Raw genomic sequence first — 17,342 nt, 5'->3', positions numbered from 1 at the left:
TCCGGCAACCAAAAGGCGACATAGATCACACTATTCAACCACCAGCCAGCTAACAATTAGAACAAATCACCAGCAAGACCACGCTTCTGTTAACATGCACTACACTTCTGTTACCTCCCTCCTATAGGATAAATGATGACTCGTTACACACTTGCAGCTTCTTGTATCGCCCTAGCATTAGCGGCTAATGCTAACGCTAGCCCTGTCGAAGAGGAGCTAAAAGCGCTCAAAGCACGCATTGAGCAACTAGAAGCTCAGCAGCAAAAGGCAGCCGAAAAGCCTCAACAAATCGAACAAGTAGAAGTTGAAGTCATCGAAGAGGTGGTGGAAAAGAAAGACAATGCTGTTAAGTTTGGCGGCGCTGTTCGCGTCAACTACTCCTATGAAGACTTTGATGATGACAATGCCGATCGCGGTGGTGACTTTGATTTCGATCTATTCCGCATTGACGTTTCTGGTAATTATGGAGATCTGATTTATTCGGCTCAGTATCGCTGGTTCGAATACATGAACGTGATTCAGCACGCGTGGATCGGTTATAACTTTACTGAAGAACAACAAGGCAAATTAGGTGTCACTCAGGTCCCTTTCGGTATTTTGACCTATGCATCAAACAACTACTTTTTTAGCTCTAACTTTTATTTAGGCCTAGAAGATGATTACGATATGGGTCTTAACTACACCTATAGCGGTGATAAAAACCGATTTGATTTCGCCTTCTACAAAAATGACGAACAAGGCGGACTAGACGGCTATGTCTCTGACCGAACAGACCGTTACGCATATGATGTGGTGGGTATTCGCTTAGATGGTGAAGACGCTTATGCAGCACCAAGCGACGGCTACGCGGCAGGTGAATTAAACACTTTCAATGTTCGTTATGCCCATAACTTTATCTTTAATGAGGTTGCTCTTGAGCTAGGCGCATCAATACAAGCTGGTCAGCTTGAAATTGAAAACGGCACCGATGGTGACAACGTTGCTGCCGCAATCCACGGCGTAATTAACTACGATCGCTGGAATGTTAAACTGCAAATGACTGACTATAAGTATGACGTAGACGGCATGGATGTAGACCGTGTTGTAGTAGCGGCTTATCACTTTTATGATTCTATTCCCGCTGAAGCGACTACTTACGTTGCTAACTTAGCTTATAGTCTTCCGGTTAATATTGGCCCAATCTCAAACCTTACTTTCTATAACGACTACTCATTGGTTACCGACAAGCCTGCAGCTATGGAAGATACCTTTATGAACGTTACAGGTATGGCCCTCACTGCCGGTGGTCTCTATACCTATTTTGACTTTGTGGTTGCCGAGAACCAGCCATTTATTGGCGGTACTATGGTCGGTGATGGTGATACTAATAAACGTTTCAATATTAACTTTGGTTACTATTTTTAAAGCTGCTTAAAGAACGGAATGAGCTACAGCTCATTTCACTCATCCTATAAAGCCCGCTTATCGAAAGATACACGGGCTTTTCTCAACATGTAAATAACCATGAATCCAATTATGGCTCTGGCATGTAACGCATATGTGGCCCTCTTGCAGGGTGACCCGATATCGATTCTAGAAATGCCATCAGATCTTTGATCTCACTTTGAGTCAATTTAAGCGGCTTTAAGTGGATTGAAGTTTGTGGTGCTAGCGGATCCTCACGTGTTTTTTGGCTCGCTACACCGCCCATATTATAAAAATTCAACAAGCCTTCCATGTTGACGAATAAGCCATTATGCATCCAAGGTTTGGTATTCATAACTCCTCTCAGCCCAGGCGTTCTGAACTTGCCCACATCATCATAGTTACGCGTATGATTATACAAACCTAGATCTTGATAAAATCTTTTATAGTAGGTCAGCCCGATGTTATGAAATTGGCTATCACTCATTTCAGGACCATTATGACAGTTCATACATCTGGCTTTAGTTCTAAATAGGTGTAGACCTCTGACTGATTCATCAGAAAAAGCGGCACTTAACCTTTGCTTTTGGCTTTCTTCCTCAATTTCACTTGCCATCAGGAAAATATCAAATCGACTTCGGCGCGATAGGATGGTTCGCTCAAAAGTGGCAATGGCTTGTGCAATTCGTTCTCGAGTCACCTCTTCACTGCCGAAAGTTAATTTAAAGAGCTGCACATACTGCGGATCATTACTGAGCCTTTCCTCTAGCTCATCAAGAGTAAAGTTCATTTCAACACTATCGGTAATCGGCATCAGCGCTTGTTCTTCTAAACTTGCCGCCCTACCATCCCAAAAAAGGCTGCTGTAAAAAGCGCTATTCTCAATACTGGGGGCATTACGTTTGCCTTTTAATCTATGATGACCAAAAGACACTTGCCTACCATCAGCCCAACCTAAATTCCTATCATGGCAAGAGGCGCAAGCGATATGGCCTGACCGCGAAAGCTGGGGATCATGAAATAGCTTGTCACCTAAACGCAGCTTAAGTTGGCTAAATGGATTGTCTGCAGGGAAAATGGGAGCCGGCAACAAACCTAACTCTCTTTTTGCAATGCCTACATCTAGTAAGGGTGCAGGCCAGCACTTAGGCGCTTGCATATACAAGGCCCTTAACTCGTCAATATTAGGCGCCTCCAGCCCCATAATTATGCTCGGCAAACATCGAATATTCGTTGGCTCCTCCGCGGCAGCAGCATAGTGAAAGCAACTAAAAATCATACATATAAGAGTAAGCATGAATGCATTGTGTTTGCGATAATATGTGAACTGAAAAGCACTGAAAGGGATAATTGTTATCACTAGAACGACTCAAGCTAGTAAAAAATTGAAGCTGTTAATGCAACAGCTTCTCGATAAAGCTATTTGTAGTGGTTACTTAATGACCAGTGTCGTTTGCGTAGCATCAATCGCCACCAGCAAACGAGCCTCTTTCGCTTTAGCATCGCTATCTAGATTCCAGCACGCATCAACTCTTTCACTGCTGGCTGATGCTAAAACAGAATGAAATAGGCTCGCCTTTTTTAACCACTCATGGGAGCCGATATCATTGCTCGAGATATAACACAGCTGTTGACTACCATCACTAACGATAGGCGCTTGATGGGCTTGTACTGCAGTGCTGGCTAGCAGGCTTAATAGAAAAACTGTGTTTAAAATTTTCATGTGAAACTCCTTAATTTTATAATCTAATGTTGGTATGCAACGCCTAGCCAGAAACGACGACCCAGCTCTGTGCCAGTTGCATATGGGTTAACTTGATAGGTACGGCTATTAGTGAGGTTTTCACCGTCAAAACTGAATGTAATACGATGGTTTTTAGCGATTTCAAGGTCATATTTAATACTGCCACTGAGTAACCAAAAAGCCGGTTGTTCACCTTTAATATAAAGTGGGTACTCGGTACGGCTAGTCACACAGCCCTCACAAATACTGGTCGATTGCCGTAATGACAAATACTTACCTGTAGCAAAGGCCACATCTTGTTTAGAGCTATAGCGGGCATAAGCTGATAAGCGCCAATTGCCCCAGCCTCCACCCCAACTTAAGTTCGCTATAAACGGACGGTTGTAATCCTGCTTGGCTAAATCCAAATCATGCTGAGTGATGAGATCATTGATAACCTTTGTTTGACCGGGTTTATCGGGGTCTGGCACTATTTGCTGTAAGTAAACCAGTTCACTTTCATCATAGTTAAAGTTTAGTTTCTCGTTTCGTTGTGCGTCACTTACTGTCGTTTCGCCATCAAAACTTGCTTTATCAGTTTCATTTTTTACATGGGAGATATTGAACTCTACATGCTGACTGGCAAAGCTTGCCATCCAAGATAAGGAGTATCTTTGGTATTTACTACTACCACTATTTTCAGCAAATAAAATCGCCTCTCCTTGACTGTTGACACCTTTAACTCGATTAATTTGATCTTGGCTTCTACGCGCAAGCCATTTAGCTTCAAGCGTTCCTCCAAAAAGAGACTGCCTAAATGCTAAGGTCAATTCATCGCTAAAAGGTGTTTTGGTGTCTTGGTAGACAGTACGGTAACCGTTTGAAGAAACCTCGCGTTGCCACTGCTGTGGTTGATTTTGATAGGCTCGCCTCACCTCTTTATAACTAGGTTGCACTGCTTCATTTAACTTGTGGTGGGAAAGATCGGCTTCATAATAACGATTAACACCCAATACCAGCACACTGTTGCCACTATCAAAAATATCGTATGCAGCTCTAAAACGAGGCGCTATATTGTGTTGCTGAATAAAGTCGTTGTAATCATAACGCAGACCTAAGGTGGCATTTAATGACTTCCAGTTGAACGTTTGCTCTGCATATAACGCAGCAGCCCATAAGTCGACTTTAGTGCTGGCCTTAGGTGAAACCTGTCGACTCTGAAAGTACTGACCCGTTTGCAATACGTTATTTTGATAGAGTAGCAGATCATCTAGATTGGTTAAGTCTAACGGACGGCCTAAATCTTGCTCTAGTTCTGAAATAGGTTTAGCCAACACGGTTTCGACACAATCTAAGGTGTAGCCAGCGCAGTCAACATTAGGGTTAACCACAGCGCCGTTGTATAAAACAGCATCGACAAGGCGGTCAAACTCAGTGGTTTGCTGCTTAATTTCCCCGCCAAAGCTTGTTTGAGTTTCACCCCATGAAAATGACTGCTCATTGAGCAGATAGTCCTGCTTTAACGTAATGTTTTGCTGGGTTTTATCGATACTGCCATAACCACCTTCAGCGCTAGCTTGACTGCCGTCATAGCTCCCCCAATCTTTACCTTTCAAGTTAACCCAATTAAACCAATAACTCGGTGCGGTTTTACTATTGAGACTTTGATGCCAAGACAGACTGGTTTCAATGTCAGCCCATGGATTACTATTATTCCAATCCAGTAAGATACTCTGCGAGCCGCCATCGATATCAAAGTTACTATTCAAGGCATAGGTATCAAAATATTGACCTTGATACGGCGCGTAAATAGCAGTGATTTCCAACTCATCGTTAGCGCTAATATCATGGTGATATTTAATCAGCCCATTGTAATTAGCTTGTTTTTGAGGCTTAAGTACACCCAGTTGTAACTTGGTTTCTGATGACTTTAGCATTTGCAACTGGCCCAAAAGACCAGCGTTTTCACCTATAGGTGTAGAAAACGAGGCAGACATATCTTGTTTAGAGAAACTCGGCTGATAAATCGTCTCCTCTCCCGAAAAATCAGGCGCGTAAAACTGATTGTAAGTCACAAAACTATCCGAGGTTTGCCGATAGCTAAGCGACCAACTTGGTGCATCCGTTGCTTGTTTAGTGGTAACGCTAACCACTCCGCCGGAGAACTGACCATATTTAGCAGGGACATTGGAGTCATAGACTTCAACTTCCTCTAACAACTGCAAGTTGATAAAGCTTGCTTGACTGTGACCAGAGACATCTTGCAGTAAGTTTTTATCTAAAGAGGCGTTACCAGTACTTAGACGAGAGTTGTTATTCATGCCATTAATAAAGTAGCCAGATTGATAACCATCACTGCCAGACAGTGATACTTCCGCAGGCCTAATATTACTGGCCTGTTCAGCACTGTAGCTTTCTTCTGAGTACTGCACACCCGGCAATAAACCTAGAATATCATTCAGGTTACCATTACCAAATTGATAGTCCTCAATGAGTTGCTGATTGAGTGTGTAGCTACCAGTGCTTTGGCTTGAAATCGGGGTTGGTCGTCGACCTACCACCTCAATCACTTCCATTGCCGCTTGCTCTGGCGCTGAATTTTTTTGCTTACCGGTTGCTGCGTCCTTCTTTGATGAAAGTGCTGGCTGCACTTTAGACTTAACTAACGTTTGCACGTCATTTTCAGCGCTAACAGCTGTTGATAATGTGCTCGCAAACACAATCAGCATAGTGCTGATTGTGTTAATTTTGTGAGAGTGTTTAGTCATTACTACTTCTACTCAATCACTTAATGTACTGCAGGATCTAGAGGCTTACTGTCATCTAAATCACTATAGCCATCGTTGTCACTGTCGCTATCTAAGACAAGGCCAGATGCTTGGATCTGCTCTTCAGTAGCTGATGCACTAAAGAAGTTAGGTAAACCGTCATGATCGGTATCAACTGTTGCCACCGATTGCACAGGGAAGTGATTTTGATTCGCTAATGCCGTAGCAACCTTGGTTTGGATCGCCGCTTTTTCAACGGGTCCCAAATGCTGGTTTTGCATTAATGCTTGTGCTTCTTGATAAAAAGCAGCACCGGCTAACTGAGTCGCAAAGAAGGGCACATAATTTATTTGGGTTTGATTAGAAGCGGTGTTTAATAAGGCTAAGTTCGCATCGATCAACTTTTTCAACTGCGCTCTTGTGTGGCTATATAGTGCTGCATAGTCGGCATGCAATCCTGCTTTTTGGTCAATTTTTTCGATAAATAGCGGATAGTTATTCTCACTACCTCTTTGATCTAAGAAGCGCTCAGTGATTGCACTTAAAAAGCTGTCAGCAGCGCGCTTTTCAAGCGCAATGATCAACTCAATAGTACGATCATAGTAAATGTTGGCCCGAGCATAATCGCCACCTTTAAAAGCGGAGCCCGCGATCTGCTTCAGTAGATCAATTCTTACCGATGAATCAGTGTCATACTTAGCTAGGTTGGTTTCGGCTACAGCTAAAACTTGCTCTATTTCAGCCTCTAACCCACGCGGATAGAGAAACTCAATAAGCTGCGAATTTGCTTGAACTGCATCCTCTATACTCACATCAGTGCCGTCAACGCCATCGGCATAATATTGCTTCGCGAGCGCGACACACATTTTAGCGACACGGACGGTAGCTTGTTGATATTGCGCGGCATTGTCACTGTCATCAAGCGCTAGCTCATCATAGACTTCAATTAGGTTTTGGCATCCGACATTACCTGTAACAAAACCCTGCCTAGAAAGATTTTGCTGTACATATTCTGCAGAGGAAACCAAGGCTTCCGCCTCTTCTAGCGCTAATACTGCACCAGCATAATCTGCCATACGCAAACGATAGATAGCCAAACCTGGAGTACTTGAATTGTAGTTAACTAAGTTAGTAAAGTGATTTCTTAGTTGGGCTTCATCTCTACTGTCGAGCACCAATGCTAGCGCTTTGTTTCCATCAGGCTCTATTTGCGCAAGCGCCATCAGTTTGGCATCAGCTGCCTCCGATGCTGCATATGCTCGCATCCAGCTGGCTTCTGGGATCCCCTCTATAAAAATTGCTGGGTCAATTTCAGGATAAAGCACCACAATCGGTTGGATGTTAAAAGCGACCCCCGCAGGGTACTCAACCTTAGTTACTGTGCTGTATTGGCTAGTCTCTCGTGGATATAGCGGATCGTAATTAACAACTCCATGCAGAGCTAACAGATCGGCTGCCGCGGCTTTGGCTTTATCCCTAGCATTAAGGCGAGTGTAAAACTCAATTATTTGGACTAATGCCACTTGGCGAACACTGTGAAACGGCTTACCTAGGTTGCCATTACGGTCGTTAGAGACATTTTGATAACCGATACGGTTAGCGTAATCGTAGAGCTTGTCGAGGTTAAGCAAAGCAAACGCTATGTCGTTATCACTATTAGTTTGTTCCCAAATTTTAATAAGCTCTTCAATTTGCCTGCTATAACCAAAAAATGCGACTAAAGCCGCTCGGTTATACTCTTCACTTAATACGGATGAGAACAGCAGATCAACGATATCAAAAATGCCCGTTGCCGAGATCTCGTCACCTGCCGCTCTATATGACTTAGAGAGATCGATATAAAAGATCACATCGTCACCGTTAAAGCTATTAACACCTTTAGATGCGAGATATTGGTTATAAATCGACTTAGCTTCAAGCCTTAACATTTCCGCCTCATCAACTTTTCCAAGCAGCTGATATTCATTGGCGACTCGTAGTTTTGCATCGGCAAAAACGGGAGCTGAAATTATTTTACTGGCGTTAAGCAGGCCATCCACTTGTGTCGTTAGCTCAGCAGTGGCGTAGCCAATCGCTAAACTGCGATTAATAACAGACTGATTAATATCATCATTGAGGTTCTCACTGATCACGGCAGCTTGCTTTAAGTGTGATAACTCAGAGGTATAGTAGTAATAAGCTCTATCGGCATTCGTCGCCAAGTTAGTGGTAATTTGAAAACGCTTTTGCACCTCTTCAGCGCCATCAGATACGCTAATAATTACCGCATCATCAACCTCAATCAGCTGTTCGAGTTGATAACTGACCTCTCCAGTGGTTGCGTCCAGCTTTAACTGACCATTTTCAGGTGCCTTCACTAAGACATAGCTCAATGTATCTTCATCAACATCAGTAGCACTCACCGAGCCGGCTTTAATTTCATTACCACTGACTAACAGTGTATCGCCATTAAACACAGGTGCATCATTCACCGCAGTGATGGTTAGCGACACAGTTAAACTGCTGTCTTTACTGCCATCACTCACAAGCACTTCAAAGCTATCACTGCCAAAATAGTTGCTATTAGGTGTATAACTTGCCACTCCAGTTTGAGGATTAAGCTGCAATGCGCCGCGAGCAGGAGCATTGCCTACAGAGTAAGTGAGTAGATCTCCATCGGCATCTGTAGCGCTAGTCGAAATAGTTTGCGTGCTATCTTCCGCTAAACTAACAGCCATTGATGACTCTGAAAAAATTGGAGCACTGTTGCCACTACTGCTGCCACCACAGGCAGTTAAAATAGAAAGTGACAAAGTTGTAATAAGGTAAGGCAGCAATGAGCTCTTGTTGTGATACATCTGTTTATCTCTATTCGTTAAAAACGCGCAGATGTTAATGAGAACAATTCCCATTAACAACAAAGTTTACAAAACTGTAATGTAAATACGGTAAACGAATGATTTTAGATGGGATGAAATATGCCGATGTGAAAATAGTCGTAGGATAAACAAAAGTTTAAATTTAACAATGACTAACCAATCAAGCTTACCTGATTCGATAGGTTCAAAAAATTATCCTTTACTTAGAGAAATCAATAATAAATTTGCAAAGTAAAGCTTAGAACAGGGAATAAAAATGTCGATAATTTAACAAATTAAAAGCCGTTTCGAGAAAAAATGAGAGACTATTAATATGATTTACTAGCTCTACTCTGCAGATCAATTTATAGCCAAATCTGATAATAACGACAGAAGCAGCTCTTTGCATACTTCCATAAATGCAAAAGGCTCCACATTACTGTGGAGCCTTTTGGCTTGATAGGTGAGTTGGCCGATAAGCCGGGTCCTGTCGTGGACAGTTATTCATCTAGGCCTGCAATTGCTCACAGGCTCAAGCGACCTACCCGGTCCCAACGCGAGCAGCGCCATACGGGACCCTATTTGGTCTTGCTTCGGGTAGAGTTTACCTTGCAACGGACTATTACTAGCCGCCCGGTGCGCTCTTACCGCACCCTTTCACCCTTACCAACCGAAGTTGGCGGTCTCCTCTCTGCTGCACTTGTCGTCGGTTCACACCGCCCAGGCGTTACCTGGTACCCTGCTCTTTGAAGCCCGGACTTTCCTCCCCGTTCTTACGAACGCGGCAACTGTCTAGCCAACTCGGCGCGGATTATAGCCTAAGCGAATGCAACAAACCAAGGAATTTCCCAAATCGCAGCATTTCTATACTTAATTAGAGGCCGATTGCTAATCCGTGCTTATAAAGTGCATTCTTTTTGATGCCATAGATCTGCCCAGCAATGGCTGAAGCTTTCTTTAATGGTAGCTCTTCACACAGTAATTTTAAGGTATCGATAACCACCGATGAAAACTCTGACTCTTCATCACTACGGTGACCATGACACATCAATACGATTTCACCGCGCTGTTGATTAGGATCCGCTTTAACCGTTTTCAGTACTTCGGCAACGGGTCCTGATAAGAAGGTCTCAAAGGTTTTAGTCACTTCACGTGCCATCACAATTTCACGATCATCACCAAGTGCAGCAGCAATCGACTCTAAACTGTGTACAATACGATGCGGGGATTCGTAAAAAATCAATGTGCGAGGGTCTTCTTTAAGGCCAGCGAGTTTATCTAAACGCCCCTTCTCTTTAGAAGGTAAAAAGCCTTCAAATGAGAATCGGTCTGACGGCAAACCAGAGGCGCTCAATGCTGTAATAGCAGCACATGGTCCAGGTAGAGGAACAACATCGAAACCCGCTTCACGCACTTGCTTTACCAAGTGATAACCAGGATCAGAAATAAGCGGCGTGCCTGCATCAGAAATAAGTGCAACCGCTTCACCATTACCCAACTTCTGAATGATCCACTGCGCTCTATCACGCTCGTTATGATCATGCAGTGCAGTTTTACGCGTCTCAATTCCAAAGTGGCTTAACAACTTACCACTGTGACGCGTATCCTCGCAGGCGATGAGTGATACTTGATTAAGTACCTCAATTGCACGGCTACTAATATCTCCTAAATTCCCAATTGGTGTGGGAACAATATAAAGCGCGACCGACAGGTCCATATCTACCTCTGTATTGACTAATGCCAAGAGTTTTTAACAAGACTTTCGCCAAGCGTAAGAGCAGGTTAAACTAATGACAGCATCTTACCAGAGTGAAGACCTGTGTTAAAAAGACTGAATTCAACTAAATTTATCTCAATCGCGATTTTATCTGCCGTTTTGTTCGGTTGCAGTACGCCAACAACGCCAGTAAAGACTGAAAAAACAGAGGTTTCGTTGTCAGCAGTGACGCAGGCTTCGTCGCAGTACTTAACATTAGCTGCCAATGAAAAAAACCGTGAAACTCGTGATAAGTATGTTTTATTGGCTGCCCACGCACTGCTAAACGAAGGCAATGCCAACGCTGCAGATAAGACTTTGAAGTCAATTGCACAAGATATAACCCAAAAACCTGAGTTATTAGCAGAGCACAAATATCTGTCTGCACGGGTTTTAGAAGTTATCTCGACTTACAATCACGCCCTTGAAGTTCTCAACTACCCAAGCAGTTGGCAACTGCCAAATTGGCAATGGGTCAGCTATTACCAATTCAAGGCGCGCTTATATCAGCAGATCAACCAGCCTATTGAACAGGTTCGCCAGCTAAGTTTGCTCAGCCAGTATTTACCTGCAACACAAGCTTTTGAAGTCAATAACGAAATCTGGCGCTCACTGCAGCCTATAAATGAGCAAACATTACTGAGCTTTCGCGATGATCGCAGTAACCCGATTTTTGCGGGTTGGGTTCAGCTAGCTTACATTGCCAAACACTATGCCATTAACCCTAATGATTTAGTGCGCCAATTGGGTAGCTGGCAGCAGTTAAACCCAAGCCATCCTGCGGCAGCTAAACTACCAACCGATCTTGAAAAGGCCCTCAACACTAAGCCATATCAGCCTAAAAATATCGCCGTACTATTACCACTAACAGGCTCTAGAGCAGTCGTAGCAAATGTGGTTAAACAGGGCATTATTGCCAATTACATGGCGACGGCAGACGACAGTGTTTCGCTTAAATTCTTTGATACTGCAACAGGCGCACAAGCAGCCTACCAACAAGCTGTAACTGCCGGTGCTGAGTTTATTATCGGCCCATTACTGCAGTCTGAAGTCGAACAGTTACAGGATATGGCCGTAACGCCAGCAACCACTGAGCCCACGCAATTAAGTTCAGCAGCCAATAGAGGCATTACGCCTGCTGCGACGCCAAGCACTCAGGTTGCGAAAAGCATTCCACAGCTTTACTTAAACCATATTGATAGCTTCACTCCGCAAGATGACAAATTTTTCTTCGCGCTGTCTCCTACGGATGAAGCCATTGATGCCGCTCAGAGACTTTATAATGATGGTATCGAGCAGCCTCTGCTGCTAGTGAGCAATGATGCTGTCGGCCACCGCATGGCAGAAAGTTTTAGCCAAGCCTGGCAACAGCTCACTCAAAAGCCTGCTGAAATCCATTACTATGATGCTGGTGACAAAATGAAAGTCACAGTACAAAAAGCACTAGGTGTTATTGATAGCAAAGAGCGTATAGCACGAATTAAGGCGATTTTGACACCTAAGATAGAGGCAGACTTTCGCTCTCGTCGCGATATCGATGCTATTTATATGATCTCGGCAAGTCGCGATCTGCTGCTATTAAAACCATTTATCGACGTTAACTTCAGTGTCTTTGCCGAGCCAGTACCGCTATATACCACCAGCCGTAGTCGAGTTGAAAGCAACAGTCGCGAAACTGCCAGTGAGTTGAATAACCTGACAATTAGTGACATTCCATGGTTAATTAGCCCTAATACTGAAACGCGTATGGTGAATGAGTTATGGCCAAAGTGGAGTAACAGTCGTAAACGCTTATACATTATGGGCTATGACGCATTAGATTTAGTCGGTAAACTTGCGCAAATGCGAGCATTGCCAGGTTACCAATTCTCTGGCCGCAGTGGTGTATTGTCGGTACAACCGGATGGTACGATTAACCGCCAACTTAGCTGGGGACGTTATCAGAGAGGTAACCTTCGCCCGCTATAATAGGCTTTTTAGCGATATGTAAATTTAGCTTGAGCCTTAGCTATTAAAAGGCTTTTTGCGTTATATTCAAATACCGCCACAGGGAAGAGCGAATTTGAAAGAAAAAACAGCAGTTAAAGGACAAGCAGCTGAGGTCGCCGCGCGGCAGTATTTGGAACAACATGGACTAAAGTTTGTCGAACAAAACGTTCGTTATCGTTTTGGCGAAATAGACTTAGTAATGCGCGATGGCAAAGATTGGGTATTCGTTGAGGTAAAATATCGCACTCATACTCAATTTGGCGGTGCGTTGAATGCATTAAGCTCGGCGCAAACCAACCGCATCAGAAAGGCAGCTAGTCATTACATACAATTAAACCTAATCGATGCCATTTGTCGATTTGATGTTATCGCAGCCGATCCCAGTGGCATAAACTGGATCCGCAGCGCGTTTTGACCCAAATTCATTTTAAATTGTGCGTAGATAGAAACGCGCAGGAATATAAAAAGGTAATCCCATGTTAGAGCGTATAAAAGACAGCTTTACAGAATCTATCCAAACTAAAATTGATGCTTCAGAAGCATTACCTGAATCAATTGCGAAAGCGGCAGAGATGATGGTGCAATGTTTGTTAGGTGGTAATAAGATTTTAGCCTGTGGTAATGGTGGTAGTGCAGGTGATGCACAACACTTTTCGGCTGAGCTGTTAAATCGCTATGAAATAGAGCGCCCACCTTTACCAGCGATCGCATTGAGCTGTGATACCTCAACGATTACCGCTATTGCTAACGATTATAGCTACGATGAAATCTACTCAAAACAGATTATGGCGTTAGGTCAGCCTGGTGATATTTTGCTAGCTATCTCAACCAGTGGTAACTCAGGTAACGTCATTAAGGCAATGGAAGCTGCATTGAGCCGCGATATGACGATCGTATCATTAACGGGTAAAGACGGCGGTGCGATGGCAGGCTTACTGAGCGTGAATGACGTTGAAATTCGAGTCCCTTCAAATGTGACGGCTCGCATTCAAGAAGTGCACTTATTGGCTATTCATTGCCTATGTGACAACATCGATCGCACACTGTTTCCTCAGGACGAACAAGCATGAGAAAACTGCTTTCATTAGTTACTATCTTGGTGATGCTTCAGGGCTGCGCAGGAGCCGTAATGGTCGGCGCAGTTGGAGGCGCTATGATGGTTAACGATGAACGCAGCTTTCAAACACAGCTTGATGATACCAACGCTGATTTTAATATTTCTAGCGCGCTTTCATCACATGATGACTTAAAAAACCAAGCGAATGTGACTGGCGTGGTGATGAACTCTAACGTATTGATGATAGGCCAAGCGCCTAATTCAATGTTAAGAGACAAAGCCGTACGCACAGTGCAAGAGCTTAAAATTGGCGGCAAAATCCACAATCAAATTAGGATCGGTAATCCGACTTCATTCACCACCCGTAGCAACGATACTTGGATAACGACCAAGGTCAAAAGCCGCATGCTGAGTGAAGATGGATTGGATGTCACTAATATTAAAGTGGTGACCGAAAATGGCGAAGTATTCTTAATCGGCTTAGTTGCACGCCAACAAGCTGATCTTGCCGTTGAAGTTACCCGCAATACCGCCGGTGTTCGAAAAGTGATTAAGGTATTTGAATACACCGATTCATAAGCCTAAGTACACCCGTTCGCGGATCAAATCATAAAATCATCAAGCATTGCGCTCGATGATTTTTTTTGGATTGCTGGTAACCATTTTATGATTTAGCCATGGCGAGATAAGCGACGGCAATACAATAAATGCGGCACCGACCCAACTTAATGTATCTAACCATTCCTCGAACAACAACCAACCGAAGAAGACACAAAAAAGCAGTCCACTATACTCAGCAATTGCAACCTGGCTTGCTTTTGCTTGGCGATATGCCAATACACAAAACCAATGATATGCCAGTAAAAAGCTATTGCTCAGCGCCGCAATGGCTACCAGCTGCCAACTAACGCCCGCTAATCCTTGAACTGCAACCATAACGGCCACCAGCGGAATACTCAGTGCGTTATACAGCATAAGTGTCACTGTTGGGTTCTCTGTGGTTGGCAGCTTGCGCAGTGCCAGCTGGTTAATCGCAAAGGTTAATGCAGCTATAAGTACTGCGACTCCAAACCAATTTATCTCGCTTGGTCTTAGCAAGATTAAGATCCCAATAAAGCCGAGAATAGTTGCGAGCCATTGCGACGGAGTGACTTTCTCCTTAAGCAGCACGCAGCCAAGTAAAACAATGATTAACGGCGCCGAAAAAAACAGCGAACTCACTGTTGCCATGGGTAGCGCCATTAATCCCATTATTAAGCACACAGCCCCTAACGCCCCGGTGTTAGCCCTAAATATGTGCAATTTAAAGTGCTTGGAAGTTGGGCATCGAGCAACAAACCATAATGGTAACAGCATTAAAACAGACATTACCTGACGAATGAGCAAAAACGTTGCAGCGTTACTGCCATCAGGCATCCACTTAATCGATACATCATACAGCGCGCTAAATAGATTACCGAATATCAGTAATCCAATGCCAATCATCACATTTGACTTCATCTCTAACTTCTAATCACTTAATTCAATATACGCGGATGATATAGCGCGCAAATCTGCACTAGAAATGATGTTTTTTATCGATACATGAATTAAATTAATACTATGAACAAGATCACTCATTAAGCTCATGTGAAAGTGCATTCGCTTGCGATAATAAGGATCACCCATGAGAAAAATTCCGCCGTTGCGTGCACTGCAAGTCTTTGAGGCTGCGGCAAGACAGAGCCACTTCTCCAAAGCCGCCGACGAGCTGTGCATTACCCAGAGTGCTGTATCGCATCAAGTGAGGCAGCTTGAAGAGCACTTTGGTGAGCGTCTTTTTAAACGAGAAGGACGTCAGTTAAGGCTAACAACCAAAGGCCAACACCTTTATGAATCGCTAGAGCGGATTTTTAACGAACTCAGTGATTTAAGCAAAAAAATAAGCGGTGATAGTAATGACCAGTTACGACTAGCGGTCTACAGCTCATTTGCCATTAAGTGGTTAATACCTAGGCTTAGTGACTTTAGAAGATTGCATCCAGAAATTAAAATTCGCCTCGATATGATCACTGATGACCCTGAGCTGAGTGACAGCGTAGCTGATATGTTTATCACTGGGCAAAGTGATCAACCCGGTTATTATCATCAGTCGCTACATAAAGAGCGCTTAGTGCCGGTGATCAGCCCTATTTTATTATCCTCCGATGATCCTGCACATGAGCTGGGTTCACATCCACTGCTTACCGTCGATGAAGGGCCGCTAGGACTTGACTGGGACCGCTGGTTTATTGCAAACGATATGATTTTGCCGCCAGAACAACAACAGCATATTTTTAGTCATGTGTTATTGGCAATTGAAGCAGCGATTGCAGGACAAGGAATTGCACTGGCATCAGACTTTATGGTGCAAACTGATATAGAGAAAGGTGTATTAGTTGAGCTAGCACTGCCAGATATTTTGACCGGCTTTGAATTCTACTTCAGTTGTAAGCAGCGACGTTTAAAAGAGCCTGCCCATTAAGGCCTTTACTGATTGGCTGACTGGCTAATACCAATTGCTTTAAGTATCGAGTCAATTCAGAAACACTCAAGTTTTCTAATTCAAGGCGTATTGATGAGAGAATGGTTATTCCCTTGTGAGCCAATGCAAAGCAGAAGTGGAATGAATAAGCGCTTTCCGTAGGGTGGGTTTCAAAGCGCGGCATACTACGCCGGAAACTCTCGATATAGAATATCAGTCTTAAGCCACAAAAAAGCCAGCGTATAAGCTGGCTTTAATCTATTGTAGCTCTTTAACTTTAAACGATAAGACCGATCTTTTCGTACACTTGCTTGATTGTCACTTCAGCTCGGGCTTGTGCTTTCTCTGCACCATCTTGCATCACTTGATTCAAGAATGTTTGATCAGCGCGATACTCTTTAAAGCGTTGCTGAATTGGTTCAAGCATGTTTACAACAGCTTCACCGGTAGCCACTTTTAAATGACCATACATCTTACCTTCAAACTCAGCCTCTAGCGCTGCGATTGACTGACCCGTGCAGCCTGACATTAGGCTCAGAAGGTTGGATACACCAGGCTTTTCTTGGGCGTCGAAACGCACCATTGGTGGCTCTTGGCCATCAGTCATCGCCTTTTTGATCTTCTTCATGATCGCTTTTGGATCTTCTAGCAACTCAATAACATTATTACGGTTATCGTCAGACTTAGACATCTTCTTTAGCGGATCTTGCAGCGACATCACCTTAGCGCCATGCTCAGGGATAAACGGCTCTGGTACGACAAAGGTTTCGCCGTAAGCATTGTTAAAGCGAGTCGCGATATCACGAGTCAGCTCCAAATGTTGCTTTTGATCTTGGCCTACAGGGATCTCATTAGCCTGATACAGCAGAATATCCGCAGCCATTAGCACTGGGTAACCAAACAAACCAACGTTAATGTTATTGGCATGCTTTTGTGATTTGTCTTTAAACTGCGTCATGCGGTTCAGTTCACCCATCTGGGTGTAACAATTCAACGCCCAACCTAACTGTGTATGCTGTGGCACTTGAGACTGAATAAATACCGTGCTCTTTTTAGGGTCGACACCACAGGCCAAATATAGCGCTAGAGTATCAAGACAAGCTTCACGTAATTTAACCGGATCTTGTCTCACGGTGATTGCATGCAGGTCAACGACGCAATAAAGGCAATCATGACTATCTTGCATAGCAACCCATTGACGTAACGCGCCCATATAGTTACCAATGGTAAGTGCACCTGAGGGCTGAGCACCACTTAGGACTACAGGTTTCGTTAGAGGGGTCGTCATTTTATTTATTGCTCCAT

General features: G+C 43.8%; 12 protein-coding genes, 1 other RNA gene and 1 pseudogene. 6 read left to right on the top strand and 8 right to left on the bottom strand.

What is annotated here, in order from left to right:
- Positions 1-135: 135 nt before the first annotated feature.
- Entirely contained in the window at positions 136-1,404 is a 1,269-nt protein-coding gene (locus SWP_RS09325; protein WP_020912205.1) for a hypothetical protein, read from the top strand.
- A gap of 109 nt (positions 1,405-1,513) precedes the next feature.
- On the opposite strand, the gene SWP_RS09320 is transcribed toward SWP_RS09325, so the two are convergent.
- From SWP_RS09320 to rsmI, 6 genes are all read right to left on the bottom strand, one after another.
- Positions 1,514-2,563: a cytochrome-c peroxidase gene (locus SWP_RS09320; RefSeq protein ID WP_228371124.1), complete on the bottom strand. Its 1,050-nt coding sequence runs from the start codon at positions 2,561-2,563 to the stop codon at positions 1,514-1,516.
- 273 nt (positions 2,564-2,836) lie between these two features.
- Positions 2,837-3,127 carry a hypothetical protein gene (locus SWP_RS09315; protein ID WP_020912203.1) on the bottom strand — a complete coding sequence of 97 codons (291 nt, stop codon included), beginning with the start codon at positions 3,125-3,127 and terminating at the stop codon, positions 2,837-2,839.
- Positions 3,128-3,150: 23 nt separating this feature from the next.
- The gene (locus SWP_RS09310; RefSeq protein WP_020912202.1) at positions 3,151-5,895 is read right to left on the bottom strand and encodes a TonB-dependent receptor plug domain-containing protein; all 2,745 of its coding nucleotides are present in this window, start codon (positions 5,893-5,895) and stop codon (positions 3,151-3,153) included.
- 20 nt (positions 5,896-5,915) lie between these two features.
- Positions 5,916-8,732, bottom strand: a complete 2,817-nt coding sequence (locus SWP_RS09305; protein WP_044555806.1) for an Ig-like domain-containing protein — start codon at positions 8,730-8,732, stop codon at positions 5,916-5,918.
- A 460-nt stretch (positions 8,733-9,192) separates the two neighbouring features.
- Positions 9,193-9,536, bottom strand: an RNA gene (rnpB, locus tag SWP_RS23245) — RNase P RNA component class A.
- Positions 9,537-9,606: 70 nt separating this feature from the next.
- Positions 9,607-10,449, bottom strand: a complete 843-nt coding sequence (gene rsmI / locus SWP_RS09300) for a 16S rRNA (cytidine(1402)-2'-O)-methyltransferase (protein ID WP_020912200.1) — start codon at positions 10,447-10,449, stop codon at positions 9,607-9,609.
- Between the two features lie 102 nt (positions 10,450-10,551).
- On the opposite strand from rsmI, the gene SWP_RS09295 reads away from it, so the two are divergent.
- From SWP_RS09295 to SWP_RS09280, 4 genes are all read left to right on the top strand, one after another.
- On the top strand, positions 10,552-12,456 hold the full coding sequence (locus SWP_RS09295; protein WP_044555805.1) for a penicillin-binding protein activator: 1,905 nt from the start codon (positions 10,552-10,554) through the stop codon (positions 12,454-12,456).
- A gap of 94 nt (positions 12,457-12,550) precedes the next feature.
- Complete coding sequence (locus SWP_RS09290; protein WP_020912197.1) at positions 12,551-12,892, top strand: YraN family protein; 342 nt, start codon at positions 12,551-12,553, stop codon at positions 12,890-12,892.
- 61 nt (positions 12,893-12,953) lie between these two features.
- Complete coding sequence (locus tag SWP_RS09285; RefSeq protein WP_020912196.1) at positions 12,954-13,547, top strand: phosphoheptose isomerase; 594 nt, start codon at positions 12,954-12,956, stop codon at positions 13,545-13,547.
- Positions 13,544-14,113: a BON domain-containing protein gene (locus SWP_RS09280; RefSeq protein ID WP_044555804.1), complete on the top strand. Its 570-nt coding sequence runs from the start codon at positions 13,544-13,546 to the stop codon at positions 14,111-14,113. The genes SWP_RS09285 and SWP_RS09280 overlap by 4 nt, the downstream gene beginning before the upstream one ends.
- A 39-nt stretch (positions 14,114-14,152) precedes the next feature.
- On the opposite strand, the gene SWP_RS09275 is transcribed toward SWP_RS09280, so the two are convergent.
- Entirely contained in the window at positions 14,153-15,034 is an 882-nt protein-coding gene (locus SWP_RS09275; RefSeq protein ID WP_020912194.1) for a DMT family transporter, read from the bottom strand.
- Positions 15,035-15,200: 166 nt separating this feature from the next.
- On the opposite strand from SWP_RS09275, the pseudogene SWP_RS09270 reads away from it, so the two are divergent.
- Positions 15,201-16,065: pseudogene (locus tag SWP_RS09270) on the top strand (LysR substrate-binding domain-containing protein).
- 249 nt (positions 16,066-16,314) lie between these two features.
- Here SWP_RS09270 and trpS read toward each other — a convergent pair.
- Positions 16,315-17,325, bottom strand: a complete 1,011-nt coding sequence (gene trpS, locus SWP_RS09265; RefSeq protein WP_020912192.1) for a tryptophan--tRNA ligase — start codon at positions 17,323-17,325, stop codon at positions 16,315-16,317.
- Between the last annotated feature and the right edge of the window lie 17 nt (positions 17,326-17,342).

Source organism: Shewanella piezotolerans WP3 (assembly GCF_000014885.1).
Classification (GTDB): domain Bacteria; phylum Pseudomonadota; class Gammaproteobacteria; order Enterobacterales; family Shewanellaceae; genus Shewanella; species Shewanella piezotolerans.
Note: the sequence above shows the minus strand (reverse complement) of the source record. Positions and strands in the feature narration are given on the sequence as shown.